Source organism: Streptomyces sp. NPDC127117 (genome assembly GCF_042677325.1).
Taxonomy (GTDB): domain Bacteria; phylum Actinomycetota; class Actinomycetes; order Streptomycetales; family Streptomycetaceae; genus Streptomyces.
Genome location: NZ_JBHXTM010000024.1, coordinates 15,258 through 28,704, shown reverse-complemented (window position 1 = coordinate 28,704; position 13,447 = coordinate 15,258). Strand labels below are relative to the sequence as shown.

At 72.4% G+C, this 13,447-nt stretch carries 7 protein-coding genes; 5 read left to right on the top strand and 2 right to left on the bottom strand.

What is annotated here, in order from left to right:
- Positions 1 to 71: 71 nt before the first annotated feature.
- Positions 72 to 1,334, bottom strand: a complete 1,263-nt coding sequence (locus tag ACFVH0_RS21710; RefSeq protein ID WP_385822438.1) for a nucleotide sugar dehydrogenase — start codon at positions 1,332 to 1,334, stop codon at positions 72 to 74.
- Positions 1,335 to 1,593: 259 nt separating this feature from the next.
- Here ACFVH0_RS21710 and ACFVH0_RS21705 point away from each other — a divergent pair, with 259 nt between their 5' ends.
- On the top strand, positions 1,594 to 3,300 hold the full coding sequence (locus ACFVH0_RS21705) for a glycerol-3-phosphate dehydrogenase/oxidase (RefSeq protein WP_385822436.1): 1,707 nt from the start codon (positions 1,594 to 1,596) through the stop codon (positions 3,298 to 3,300).
- On the opposite strand, the gene ACFVH0_RS21700 is transcribed toward ACFVH0_RS21705, so the two are convergent.
- Positions 3,198 to 4,382, bottom strand: a complete 1,185-nt coding sequence (locus ACFVH0_RS21700) for a serine hydrolase domain-containing protein (RefSeq protein WP_385822433.1) — start codon at positions 4,380 to 4,382, stop codon at positions 3,198 to 3,200. The two genes, ACFVH0_RS21705 and ACFVH0_RS21700, sit on opposite strands and share 103 nt — an antisense overlap.
- 120 nt (positions 4,383 to 4,502) lie before the next feature.
- Between ACFVH0_RS21700 and ACFVH0_RS21695 the strand changes: the two genes are divergently transcribed.
- The 4 genes from ACFVH0_RS21695 to ACFVH0_RS21680 all read left to right on the top strand — a co-directional run bounded on the left by ACFVH0_RS21695 (position 4,503) and on the right by ACFVH0_RS21680 (position 13,394).
- A complete protein-coding gene (locus ACFVH0_RS21695; protein ID WP_385822431.1) occupies positions 4,503 to 6,515 on the top strand; it encodes a serine/threonine-protein kinase in 2,013 nt (670 codons plus the stop codon).
- Between the two features lie 205 nt (positions 6,516 to 6,720).
- Positions 6,721 to 9,789, top strand: coding sequence for a protein kinase (locus ACFVH0_RS21690; protein ID WP_385822429.1), 3,069 nt, complete (start codon positions 6,721 to 6,723; stop codon positions 9,787 to 9,789).
- Between the two features lie 131 nt (positions 9,790 to 9,920).
- Complete coding sequence (locus ACFVH0_RS21685; protein ID WP_385822427.1) at positions 9,921 to 11,615, top strand: serine/threonine-protein kinase; 1,695 nt, start codon at positions 9,921 to 9,923, stop codon at positions 11,613 to 11,615.
- Positions 11,616 to 11,765: 150 nt separating this feature from the next.
- Complete coding sequence (locus ACFVH0_RS21680) at positions 11,766 to 13,394, top strand: succinic semialdehyde dehydrogenase (protein ID WP_385822425.1); 1,629 nt, start codon at positions 11,766 to 11,768, stop codon at positions 13,392 to 13,394.
- Positions 13,395 to 13,447: the final 53 nt, after the last annotated feature.

Here is a 13,447-nt window from a genome sequence, read left to right as displayed (position 1 = left end):
TGTGCGAGAAGTGACGCCGCAGGCTAGCAGCAGCCTGTGACATGTCCTACCGAAATCCTGGGGGAGGGGTGCTACAGCCGATGTGCGGCCCCCGCCGGGGTCGCACCCCGGGTGTCCAGGAGGAGCTGGGCCTTCACGGCGAGCCCCTGGAGGTCGTACGTCCGGTGGTGCTGGAGCAGCACCGTGAGGTCGGCGCTGGACGCCGCCTCGTACAGCGAGTCGGCGCGCGGGACGGGGAGCTCGCGCACCCGCCAGTCCAGGACGTGCGGGTCGTGGTAACCGATCTGGGCGCCCATGTCCATCAGCCGGGTCGCGATCTCCCGGGCGGGGGAGCCCTCCTGGTCGGCGAGGTCGGGCTTGTAGGTGACCCCGAGCAGCAGCACCCGGGCGCCGCGGACGGACTTGCCGTGCTCGTTCAGCAGGGTGGCGCAGCGCTGGATCACGTACTGCGGCATCCGGTCGTTGATCTCCTGGGCGAGCGAGACCATCCGCAGCGGATGGCCGGGGGTGCGGCTGTGGTACGGGAGGTAGCCCGGGTCGACGGGGGCGCCGTGGCCGCCGACGCCGGGGCCGGGACGGAACGGCTGGAAGCCGAAGGGCTTGGTCTCGGCGCACCGGATGACGTCCCACAGGTCGACGCCGAGGTCGTGACAGAGCACCGCCATCTCGTTGACCAGGGCGATGTTGACGTGCCGGAAGTTGGTCTCCAGGACCTTCGTCATCTCGGCCTCGCGCGGCCCCCGGGCCCGGACGACCTTGTCGGTGAGCCGGCCGTAGAAGGCGGCGGCGGACTCGGTGCAGGCGGGGGTGAGGCCGCCGATGACCTTGGGGGTGTTGGAGTGGACGTGGGTGCGGTTGCCCGGGTCGAGGCGGCTGGGGGAGCAGGCCAGGTGGAAGTCGCGGCCGGCGCGCAGCCCCGAGCCCTCTTCGAGCAGCGGCAGGAGGTAGTTCTCGGTGGTGCCGGGCGGCACGGCCGATTCCAGCAGCACGGTGGTGTGCGGGCGCAGCCGGGCGGCGAGGGCGCGGGCCGCGTCGCCGACGGCGGTGAGGTCGATGGTGCGGTCGGCGCCGAGGGGGGTGGGCGCGCAGATCACCGCGGTACGGACCCGGCCCAGCTCGGCCGGGTTGGTGGTGGGCCGGAAGCCCCCCGAGAGCATCCGGCGGATCTCCGAGGCGGTGAGCGATCCCTCGACGGGGGTGCGGCCCGCCGAGAGTTCCGTGCAGGCGCGTGGGTCGGTGTCGTAGCCGACGGTCTGGACGCCCGCGGCCACGGCGGCTTGGGCGAGGGGCAGGCCGAGGTGGCCGAGTCCGATGACTGCGAGGTCTGCGGGCATGTGGATGGGCCGTCCTTCCCGGTCGGACTATGACCATGAGGGCAGAAAGCGCAACCGCTGTGGACAGCGCAATGTCACACTAGGCTTAAATATGACCTATATGTCGCATTGCGGGCCTCCTGTCGTCCTGGTGTTGTCCACAGGCGGTGGCCGAAGTCGTGGACGACGGACAGAATCGAGAGGTGGGCACGGGCCGCCCCGCCCGCCGGGCCGGGGCGATTCCCGTGCCGGACCACCCCGATCTACCCGGGAGGCAGCAGTGAGGACAGCGACACTGGGACCTGCGGAGCGCGCCGAGGCGCTGGCCGCGATGGCCGAGCGCGAACTGGACGTGCTGGTCGTGGGAGCGGGCGTGGTCGGCGCCGGTACGGCGCTGGACGCGGCGACGAGAGGACTCTCGACCGGCCTGGTCGAGGCCCGCGACTGGGCGTCGGGCACATCGAGCAGGTCGAGCAAGCTGATCCACGGCGGGCTGCGGTATCTGGAGATGCTCGACTTCGCGCTGGTCCGCGAGGCGCTGAAGGAGCGCGGGCTGCTCCTGGAGCGGCTGGCCCCGCACCTGGTGAAGCCGGTGCCGTTCCTCTACCCGTTGCAGCACAAGGGCTGGGAGCGGCTCTACGCAGGTACGGGCGTGGCGCTCTACGACGCGATGTCGGTGTCCTCGGGCCACAGCCGCGGCCTGCCCGTGCACCGCCACCTCTCCCGCCGCCAGGCCCTGCGCGTCGCCCCGGCACTGAGGAAGGACGCCCTGGTCGGGGCCTTGCAGTACTACGACGCGCAGATGGACGACGCCCGCTATGTGGCGACCCTGGTGCGCACCGCCGCCGGCTACGGGGCGCATGTGGCCAACCGGGCGCGGGTGACCGGCTTCCTCCGGGAGGGCGAGCGGGTCGTCGGCGCCCGGGTGGAGGACGTCGAGGCGGGCGGCGAGTACGAGGTCAGGGCCAAGCAGGTGGTCAACGCGACCGGGGTCTGGACGGACGACACCCAGTCGCTGATCGGGGAGCGCGGACAGTTCCACGTCCGGGCGTCCAAGGGCATTCACCTGGTCGTCCCGAAGGACCGCATCCACTCCTCTACCGGCCTGATCCTGCGGACCGAGAAGTCCGTGCTCTTCGTCATCCCGTGGGGACGGCACTGGATCATCGGGACCACGGACACCGACTGGGACCTGGACAAGGCGCACCCGGCGGCGTCCAGCGCCGACATCGACTACCTGCTCGAACACGTCAATTCGGTCCTGGCCACGCCACTGAGCCGGGACGACGTCCAGGGCGTCTACGCCGGGCTGCGCCCGCTGCTGGCCGGCGAGTCCGACGCGACCAGCAAGCTCTCGCGCGAGCACACGGTGGCGCACCCGCTGCCGGGCCTGGTGGTCGTGGCGGGCGGCAAGTACACGACGTACCGGGTGATGGCCAAGGACGCCGTGGACGAGGCGGTGCACGGCCTCGACCAGCGGGTGGCGGCCTGCGTCACCGAGGAGATCCCGCTGCTGGGGGCGGAGGGCTACCCGGCGATGTGGAACGCCAGGGCGAGGATCGCGGCCAGATCCGGCCTCCATGTCGCCCGGGTGGAGCACCTGCTCAACCGGTACGGCTCGGCGACCGAGCAGCTGCTCGAACTGATCCTCGTCGATCCGGCGCTGGGCGAGCCGCTCCCCTCGGCGGACGACTACCTGAAGGCCGAGATCGTCTACGCCGCCTCGCACGAAGGGGCCCGCCACCTCGACGACGTACTGACCCGCCGGACGCGGATCTCCATCGAGACCTTCGACCGGGGCACGCGCAGTGCCCGGCTCTGCGCGGAGCTGATGGCGCCGGTGCTGGGCTGGGACGAGGGCCAGATCGACCGGGAGGTCGAGCACTACGAGAAGCGGGTGCAGGCGGAGCGGGAGTCGCAGCGCCAACCGGACGACCTCACGGCGGACGCGGCGCGTCTCGGGGCCCCGGACATCGTGCCGATCTGAGGACTGTCCCTCGGAGCCGCGGGGCAGAACTCCGCTTCGAGCAGTGCGGGTTCGAGGGTGTCCACATCGGCCAGGGTGTCCGTGTCGATGCGGTACGTCAGGGTGTGCCGGCCGTCGCGCGTGGCGGCGGTACGGACGTAACTGCCCGGGATGCGGCCGTTGTGCCCCCAGACGGTGGTGCCGCAGGAGAGCTTCTGCGGATAGATGCCCAGGCCGTAGATGCCCTGCGTGGCCTCGGTGTTCAGCAGGAGTGCCAGCTGGGCGGGCGCGAGGAGACGGCCGCCCAGCAGGGCCGCGTAGAAGCGGTTCAGATCGTCGAGCGTGGAGATCAGCTCGCCGGCCGGGCCCGCCGTGCGGGGGTCCAGCGCGGTGACGTCGCGCAGGGCGCCGTCGGCGGGATCGCGGGTGTAGCCACGGCCGTGCGGGGCGGGCAGGGAGGTCCGGGAGCCCGGGAGTGAGGTGCCGTTGAGGCGGAGGGGAGTGATGAGGCGGTTGCGGATCTCGGTGGCGTAGCTGTGTCCGGTGACCCGTTGAACGACGAGTCCGAGTACGGCGTAATTGGTGTTGGAGTAGGCGTAGCGGCCGGGGGCATTCGTCGGGCGGTGGGCCAGGGCGACGCGGACCGCCGCGACGGGGGAGAGGGGGTGGGCGGATGGATCGTCGATGTAGTCGTAGAGGCCGCTGGTGTGGCTGAGCAGAGTGCGCAGGGTGATGCGGCGGCCGTCATTGCCGTTGCCGCGCACCAGCCCCGGCAGCAGTCGCTCGACCGTGTCCGTCAGGTGCAGCCGTCGTTCCCGGGCTAGTTGGAGCACGACCGTGGCGACGAACGTCTTGGTGATGCTGCCCGCCCGGAACCGGTCCGCCCGTCGGATTCCGGGACCTGTCGAGCGGTAGGTGTCGTACGGTGCGGTGGCGGAGCGGTGCGCCAGCAGCGCCGCCGTGGGCGCACGGCCTTCGGCGACGAGCCGGGGGAGGTAGGCGGACGCGGGGGTGAGGTGTGGTTCTCTGGGCAGAGGCACTGTCGCCAGGCCGAGCAGCGCCAGCAGCAACGGGGCGGCGAACAGCGCCCTGAGTATCGGCATGGCGGGGATTCCCTTCCTCGGGGCACATCATGGCGGGCCTGCGGACCCGGCACCATGACCGGCGCCGGGGTGAGGGACAATGAACGCTCTGCCAGGGCGGGTTGATCGCAGAGGGGACGCATGTCGGAGGCGGAGCAGGCACGGGAGCCCCAACGGGACAAGGACGGACGTCTCCTTGCGGGGCGGTACCGGCTCGGGGAGGTGCTCGGCCGGGGCGGTATGGGCACGGTCTGGCGTGCCGTCGACGAGACGCTGGGCCGCACGGTCGCGGTCAAGGAACTGCGGTTCCCCTCGGCCATCGACGAGGACGAGAAGCGCCGGCTCATCACGCGCACGCTGCGCGAGGCGAAGGCGATCGCCAGGATCCGCAACAACGGCGCGGTGACGGTCTACGACGTGGTCGACGAGGACGACCGGCCGTGGATCGTGATGGAGCTCATCGAGGGCAAGTCCCTCGCCGAAGCGGTGCGCGAGGACGGCGTGCTGACGCCGAAGCGCGCCGCCGAGGTCGGCCTCGCCATCCTCGACGTGCTGCGCTCGGCGCACCGCGAGGGCATCCTGCACCGCGATGTGAAGCCGTCCAACGTGCTGATCGCCGAGGACGGCCGGGTCGTGCTCACCGACTTCGGTATCGCCCAGGTCGAGGGCGACCCCTCGGTCACCTCCACCGGCATGCTCGTCGGCGCCCCCTCGTACATCTCGCCCGAGCGCGCCCGCGGCCACAAGCCGGGGCCGCCCGCCGACCTCTGGTCGCTGGGCGGACTGCTGTACGCGAGCACCGAGGGCTCCCCGCCGTACGACAAGGGTTCGGCCATCGCCACCCTGACCGCGGTGATGACCGAGCCGCTCGACCCGCCGAAGAACGCCGGTCCGCTGGAGGAGGTCATATACGGCCTGCTCGCCAAGGACCCCGAGCAGCGGCTCGACGACGCGGGCGCCCGCGCCCTGCTCAACGACGTGATCCACGCCCCCGAGAAGCCGGACCCGGTGGTCGTGCCGCCCGCCGACGCCACCCAGGTCATGGCGCTGCCCGGGAAGGTCGACGAGCCCCGCGCCAAGGCGACGCCCAAGCCCGCCGAACAGGGCGAGGGCACCCGGGACCGGCTGCGGGGCGCACTGCGCTCGGTACGGAACGCGAAGGGGGCACCGGCCGCCGCGGCAGCGGCGACCACCACGCCGCCCCCGCCCCCGGCACCCCCGTCGGCCGCCCCCTCGGCGGCCGGAACGGGCACCCCCGCCAAGCCGGCCAAGCCTGCGGCCACCGCGGCGGCCACGGCCTCCGCCGCCGTGCCGCCGCCGCGCCCGGCCACGTCCCCGGCCACCCCGCCCCGTGCATCCATCACGGACGTGGTGCCGCGCCGCACCCTGGCGATCATCGCGGCCGTGATCGTGCTCGCCGTGCTCGGCACGGTCCTCGCGCTCACGCTCGGCGGAGGCGACGAGAACGACGAGGGCAAGGGCGGCAAGGGCGACAAGTCCACCTCGGCCGGGGCCTCGACGGCGACCGGCGGCTCCGCGGACACCGACAGCGGCAGTGGCGGCGGCAAGGACCAGGGCAAGGACCAGAACGGCAGCCAGGGCCAGGGCCAGGGCCAGGACGAGGACAAGGGCAAGGGCAAGGACGACACCGACAAGGAGTCGGGCGGCTCGAAGGGCGACAAGCCCAAGGACACTCTGCCCGCCGGATTCAAGCTGGTCACGAACAAGCAATTCCACTTCTCGATGGCCATGCCCGAGAAATTCCGCTTCGACCAGACGGCGGGCGACAACTCCGGAGCCATCTACAACGCCGACGGCGGCTTCCCCCGGATCCAGGTCGACTACACCGATTCGCCCGGCGGCGACGCGGCCGCGGCCTGGAACGCGGCGAAGGCCGCCGTCGCGGCCAGCAGCAACGGCTACCACCATCTCGGCATCAACAAGGTCCAGTACAACGGCTACCCGACCGTCGCCGACTGGCAGTTCGAGCGCACCCAGCACGGCCAGCGGGTCCGGGTGATCAACCGGGGCTTCAAGGTCGATGGCGAACACGGCTACGCGATCATGATCAGCTGCAAGACCGATGAGTGGGACAGCGCGGAGTGCCGGACGATGCGCAAGACCGCGTTCGACACCTTCAAGCCCATCGACTGAACGTTCCGGCCGACCGCCTGATCCATGGGCGGAAAGGGCCGGGATGCGCCGACCCGGCCGCGTGGCCGGCGCTTGCCACGTATCGTGAGAGCCTGAAGACCGTACGCAGCCGGAACGGTGGGTCAATTGCACGGTGAGTGACCGCAATTGACGGATCGATGCGGTCTTTCATGGCCGGGGGGACAGCGCGCTCTGGGGAGGCGTCGTGGACGACTATGCGGGTCGGGTACTTGCCGACCGCTACCGCCTTCCGCTGCCTCCGGACGACGAGTACGAAACGGTCGAGACCCGGGCGTTCGATACCTATAGCGGACAGGAAGTCCTGGTCCGGCAGGTGCCGTTGCCCGAGGTGGTGGACGCCGAGGTGCTCGACGCCGAGGACCCGGTCCCGGCGGCCCGGCGGGCCACCGGACGGGCCGTGCGGATGCCCGCGGACCCGGTGGTCAGGCGTGCCGTGGAAGCGGCGCAGGCGGCGGCCCAGGTGCCCGACCACCCCAGGCTCGACCAGGTCTTCGACGTGTTCGCCGAGGCGGGATCGCTCTGGATCGTGAGCGAGCTCGTCGCGGCCCGCCCGCTCGCGTCCCTGCTCGCGGAGCGCCCGCTCAACCCCTTCCGGGCCGCGGAGATCGGCTCCGACGTGCTGGCCGCGCTGCGGGTGCTGCATGCCCACGGCTGGACTCACCGGAACATCACCGTTCGCACGGTGCTGATCTGTGATGACGGCCGTGTCGTGCTGACCGGCCTGGCGTCCGGGGCGGCGGAGGAGGCGCTCTGCGGCTATGTGACGACGCCGCAGCTCGATGAGGACGAGGACGAGGACGGATTCGAGGGCCGGGGCGGGTACGAGAACGAGCGCGACCACGGGTACGAGGCCGGGTTCGGCCGCCCGGCGCTCGGTACGGGCCCTGCGGGCGTGTTCGCGCCGCCCCCGCCGGTCATGCCGCCCCCGCCGGTCATGCCACCCCTGCCCGCCCCTCCGGCCGAGGTACCGGCCTCGCGCGGCCCGGCGGCGATCGAGAGGGGCCGGCCGACCGGCGCCCCGCACGCCGATGACGACGACGCCTCGTACGGTGACGACCCGTACGGTGACGACGATCCGTACGACGAGGGCGACCACGCGGACGACGCCGCCCACGGCGGCACTGGAGACGCCGCTCAGTTGCGGGCCGAGCGCGCCGGAGCCATCGTCGCCTACCGCGAGGGTGCCCGCGCCGCCGCACGCGTCAGCGAGGACCGGCGGCGTGCCGAGGCAGGCGACGTGGAGGACACCGCGAGCCTGCCGGTCCAGCGCCCCGCAGGGCCGGAAGACACGGACCCGTCCGACCCGTCCGACCCGTCCGACCCGTCCGACCCGTCCGACCCGGCCGACCCGTCCGAGCAGGCCGGCCCGCCCGGCCCGGACCACAGCCGTCCGCAGCCGGTCACCCCCCGGAGCCGCGCCACCCACGACCCGTACACCAAGGACCCGTACGCCGACGACCCGTACGCCGACGACCCGTACACAGCCGGTCCCTACGGCGGCGACGAAGGCGGCGACGGCGACAGCGAGATCGGTGACGACGACGAGGACGGCTACCCGCCCGCGCGGCGGCTGCATCTCACCGGTTCCTGGAGCGACGGCCCGGGTTCCGGTCGCCCCGTCCCCGCCGGAGGCTCCGGCGAGGACGCCCTGCGTGCCGATGCCCGGCGTCACGGCGACTCCCCGGCCCTGCCCGCGCACCGGCCGGCCGGCCGGCAACAGCCGGGCCGCTGGGACGAGGTGGCCGAGAGCGTCCGTACGGACTCCGTCTACCGGGGTCCGGCCACTCCGCTCGCCGCCGAGCGCGCCCGGCAGACCAGGATCGCCGTGGTCGGCGCGGTCACCGAGCGCTGGGCGCCCGAGCAGGCCGGCCCCGTCCACGAGAACTGGCGGCTGGCGCCGCCGATCGGACCCGCCACCGACCTCTGGGCACTGGGCGCGCTGCTCTACCGCGCCGTCCAGGGCCACGCCCCCTACCCCGAGGAGAACGCGGCCGAGCTCGTCCAGATGGTGTGCGGAGAGCCGCCCGCCTTCGCCGAGGAGTGCGGTCCGCTGCGCCCCGTCGTAGAGTCCCTGCTGCGCCAGGACCCCACCGAGCGGCCGGACTTCGAGGAGCTGAGCGGCTGGCTGCGCTCCCTGGTGCGGTCGGCGCCCGAGCCCGAGGCCGGTCTGGACGTCGTACCCCTGCCGTCCGCCGACACCGCCCGGCTCCCCATCGTGCGCCGGCGCGGCGAGCTGGTCCGCAGGCGCCGCGGTCGCAACGCGGCCCACGGCCGTCACCGCCACACCAAGAACAAGCCCGGCCGACAGGACAGGCCCGACCGCCGGAGCGGGCCCGACCGCCAGGACGGATTCGAGCGCCAGGACGGATTCGACCGGCAGGACGGATTCGAGCGCCAGGACGGATTCGACCGGCAGGACGGGCTCGACCGGCCGGGTGGACTCGACCGGCCGGACAGGTTCGACCGGCCCAAGGCGGGGCGGGCCCCCAGGCCGCCGCGTGAGCCCAAGGGCCCCAAGGCGCTTCGCACCCCGCCCCGCCCCCGCGAGGGCGGCGGCCGGGCACCTCGGCGGCTCGGGCGGCTGCTTCTGGTGCTGATCCTGCTGGCCCTCGCCGCGGCCGTCGCGTACGCCGTGATGTTCATGCCCAAGTCGGACGGCGAGCCGGGCGGCGGCTCCACCGGCCCGGCTTCCTCGGTGTCCGGCTCGCCGGATCCCGGCACGGGGGAGTCCGGAGGCCAGGATTCCGCCGGCTCGCCCACCGCCCAGCAGCCGCAGACCAGCCGCTCCGCCGTCGCGCTCGCCCCCGGCTACACCCTGCGCAAGGACGAGGAGGGCTTCGAGGTCGGTGTGCTCAAGGGCTGGCAGCGCAGCCCCGCCAACGCGGACCGTCAGATCCGCTACGGCAGCGACGGCTTCAGCCTGCTGATCGTCCCCGGCCGCGACACCGTCAAGGCCAACGGCAACGACCCGCTGACATACCAGGCCGACAAGGAGCTGGAGTTGCAGCCTTTCCGCGAGTCCACCTGGTCGGGGTCGAGCGGGCTGCGCCGGATCGACGTCGGGCGACAGGCCATGGCGGAGGGGCAGTTCACCTGGCAGGACGCGTCGGGACGTGAGGTGTACGCCCGCAACCTGGTGATGATCGTCGAGGGCCGCTACCACGTCATCCAGGTCATCGGCCCGGAGAACCGGCGTGACAAGGTTTCGGACATCTACGAACAAGCCATCGCTTCCTACCGCGTGACGTCCTGAACCCTCTCCGTACAACTCCCGGTCGTCGCCGGAGCGACAAGCATCACAGTGCGGTCTCGTGAGCGGTGCGAGGTTCCGTGGCCGTGCGTCCCCTCCGTAATCTGACCCCTGAGGAACGGGGCGGGGATTACGTGGATCGATCACAGGGCACGGACGCGGGACTCGTGCTGGCCGGCAGGTACCGGCTGGGCGAGGTTCTCGGGCGCGGCGGCATGGGCAAGGTCTGGCGCGCCCACGACGAGGTGCTGCACCGCACGGTCGCGGTCAAGGAGTTGACCGCCGGTCTGTACGTCGCGGAGGCGGACCGGATCGTGCTGCACGCCCGGACACAGAAGGAGGCCCGCGCGGCCGCACGGATCACGCATCCGGGCGTGGTCACCGTGCACGACGTGATCGAGTACGACAACCGGCCCTGGATCGTCATGCAGTACGTCGACGGCCCGTCCCTCGCCGACGCCGCCAAGGAGTCCGGCGAGATCGAGCCGCGCGAGGCCGCGAGGATCGGCCTCCACGTGCTGAGCGCCCTGCGCGCCGCGCACGGGGCGGGGGTCCTGCACCGTGACGTCAAGCCCGGCAACGTGCTCCTCGCCAGGGACGGCCAGGTGCTGCTCACCGACTTCGGGATCGCCGCCATCGAGGGCGACTCGACCATCACCAGGACCGGTGAACTGGTCGGCTCCATCGACTACCTGGCGCCCGAGCGGGTACGTGGCGGCGACCCGGGACCGGCCTCCGACCTGTGGTCGCTCGGCGCCACGCTCTACACCGCGGTCGAGGGCCGCTCGCCGTTCCGCCGTACGTCCCCGATCTCCACCATGCAGGCGGTCGTCGCCGATGAGCCCCCGCCGCCGGGACGGGCGGGCCCGCTGGCCCCCGTGATCACCGCGCTGCTCCGCAAGGAGCCGGACGAGCGCCCGTCTGCCGCGGAGGCGGAACGGATGCTGCTGGACGCCATGGAGGGCCGCGCGCCCGTGGCCGCCCAGGCGTTCGTGCCGACGCAGAGCGTCCCCGACGAGGTCCTGCGCTCGCTGGCCCAGGAAGGCCCCGCCGGGCCCGGAACCACCCAGCTGCCCCACCCGGTGCCCACGGCACCGGCACCGGCACCGGCGCCCCGGCGCAGCCGCTGGCGCACCGCGGTCCTGGTCATCGCGGTCGCGGCGCTGGTCGGCGGCGGCGTGGGACTCGCCGCGATGAAGCTCGGGAACGGGACGGACGACACCACCAGGGGCGGCGGCACGGGCACGCACGCGCCGGTCGACCCCGGCAGGTCCGACGGCAGTTCCGAAGGCAATTCCGACGGGAAGTCCGACGGGAAGTCCGACGGCAAGGCCCCGTCCTCCAAGCCCGATGCGACGGTGAAGGACGTGCCCGACGGCTGGAAGCGGGTGAACGACCCCGAGGGCTTCAGCCTGACCGTGCCCGAGGGCTGGGAGCGCCGGGCGGACGGCAACCAGGTCGACTACACCCCGGACAACGGCGTGCACTACATCCGGATCAGCGTGGACCCGGCGCCCGACTTCGAGAACCCGTACATGCACATGCTGAGCCTGGAGACCCAGCTTGCCGACCGGCTCCCCGGCTACGAGCGCAAGACCCTGCACTCCAACACGTACCGGGACCGGCCGGGGTCGCTCTGGGAGTTCACCTGGACCGAGACCAAGGACCATCCGGGCCCGCGCCACGCGATCGACCAGATGTACTTCGGGGAGCAGGGCGGTCCGGAGTACGCGCTGTACATGACGGGCCCGGCGGACGACTGGGACACGACCCGGGCGCAGTTCGACACGATGCTGCGCGGATGGCGTCCGCCGAGCAGCTCCGGCTGACGCCGGCCGGCCCCCGCCGGACCCCGTCATGACAGCAGGGCTCCTGATCAGGGGCTTTGTTGCCAGTGATCGCTGGCTCGTTTGTGGGGACTGTGAAAACCCGTTACCCACGGGTACCCAAAGTGTGCGGCTGGACGTACTCTCGCCCTCATGACGGACTCGCAGGCCTCCACATCCACCTCCGCAGCCCCGGTCGGCACCAACCCGGTGGCCGCCGCCCCCGCGGGCGTACGCACCGCCGCCGATGTGGTGACACCCGAGGTGGTCGCGCAGCTGACCCGGGGCGTGGCCGGCTCGGGCCGTACGGCCAACCACACCCCCTTCACCGGGGAGAAGCTGGCCGACCTGCCGGAGTCCACCCCCGAGGACGTGGCGGGCGCCTTCGAGCGGGCGCGCGCCGCTCAGCCCGCCTGGGCCGCGACCCCCGTCCGCGCCAGGGCCGCCGTACTGCTCCGCTTCCACGACCTGGTGCTCAGCCGCCAGGCCGAGGTGCTCGACCTCATCCAGCTGGAGACCGGCAAGGCCCGGCTGCACGCCCACGAGGAGGTGCAGGCCGTCGCCGTCGCGGCCCGCCACTACGGACGCAAGGCCGGCTCGTATCTGAAGCCGAAGCGGCACACCGGGGTCGTGCCGACCCTCACCAAGGTCACCGAGCTGCGCCAGCCGCGTGGTGTCATCGGCCAGATCGCACCGTGGAACTACCCGTTCGAGCTGTCCGTGGGTGACGCGCTGCCCGCGTTCGTCTCCGGCAACGCCGTTGTGATGAAGCCCGACACGGAGACCGCGCTGACCGCGCTGTGGGCCCGTGACCTGCTGATCGAGGCCGGACTGCCCGCCGAGGTCTTCCAGGTCGTCCTCGGTGAGGGCCCTGTGGTCGGCCCCGAGGTCGTCAAGCACGCCGACTACGTCTCGTTCACCGGCTCCACCCGCACCGGACGCGAGGTCGCGCAGGGTGCGGCGGCCCGGCTCGTCGGCGTCTCGCTGGAGCTCGGCGGCAAGAACGCCATGCTGGTCCTGAAGGACGCCGACGTGGAGAAGGCCGCCGCGGGCGCCGTCCGCGCCTGCTTCTCCTCCGCCGGCCAGCTCTGCATCTCCATCGAGCGGCTGTACGTCCACGAGTCGATCGCCGACGACTTCGTGGCCCGTTTCGCGGCCCGTACGAAGGCCATGCGGCTCGGCAACTCCCTCGCCTACGGCGCCGACATGGGCTCCCTGGTCGGCGAGCGCCAGCTGGAGACCGTCACCCGGCACGTCGCGGAGGCCGTCGAGAAGGGCGCCAGGCTCGTCGCGGGCGGTGTCGCCCGCCCCGACATCGGCCCGCTGTTCTACGAGCCGACCATCCTCGACGGCGTCGAGGCGCCGATGGCCGTGTGCAGCGAGGAGACCTTCGGCCCGGTCGTCTCCATCTACCGCTTCACGGACGAGGACGAGGTCGTCGCCCTCGCCAACGCCACCCCGTACGGCCTGAACTCCAGCGTCTGGACCAAGGACTCCGGGCGCGGCCACCGGGTCGCCGCCCGGCTGCGCACCGGCACGGTCAACATCAACGAGGGGTACGCCCCCGCGTACGGCAGCGTGCAGTCCCCGATGGGCGGCATGAAGGACTCCGGTCTCGGCCGCCGGCACGGCTCCGAGGGCATCCTCAAGTACACCGAGGCACAGACCGTCGCCCAGCAGCGGCTCATTCCGCTCGCCCCGTCCTTCGGGATGGACGACGAGAAGTACGCGGCGTTCATGAGCGTCAGTCTCAAGGCGATGAAGGCGTTCCGCCTGCGCTGACACCGGGTACCGCAGCACTTCCCGGTACCGCAGCACTTTCCGCCCGTTTCGCA

Excerpts from the sequence above, each read along its gene's own strand:
- ACFVH0_RS21680 (WP_385822425.1), top strand. The coding sequence starts at position 11,766 with ATGACGGACTCGCAGGCCTCCACATCCACCTCCGCAGCCCCGGTCGGC.
- ACFVH0_RS21695 (WP_385822431.1), top strand. The coding sequence starts at position 4,503 with ATGTCGGAGGCGGAGCAGGCACGGGAGCCCCAACGGGACAAGGACGGA.
- ACFVH0_RS21710 (WP_385822438.1), bottom strand. The coding sequence starts at position 1,334 with ATGCCCGCAGACCTCGCAGTCATCGGACTCGGCCACCTCGGCCTGCCC.
- ACFVH0_RS21700 (WP_385822433.1), bottom strand. The coding sequence starts at position 4,382 with ATGCCGATACTCAGGGCGCTGTTCGCCGCCCCGTTGCTGCTGGCGCTG.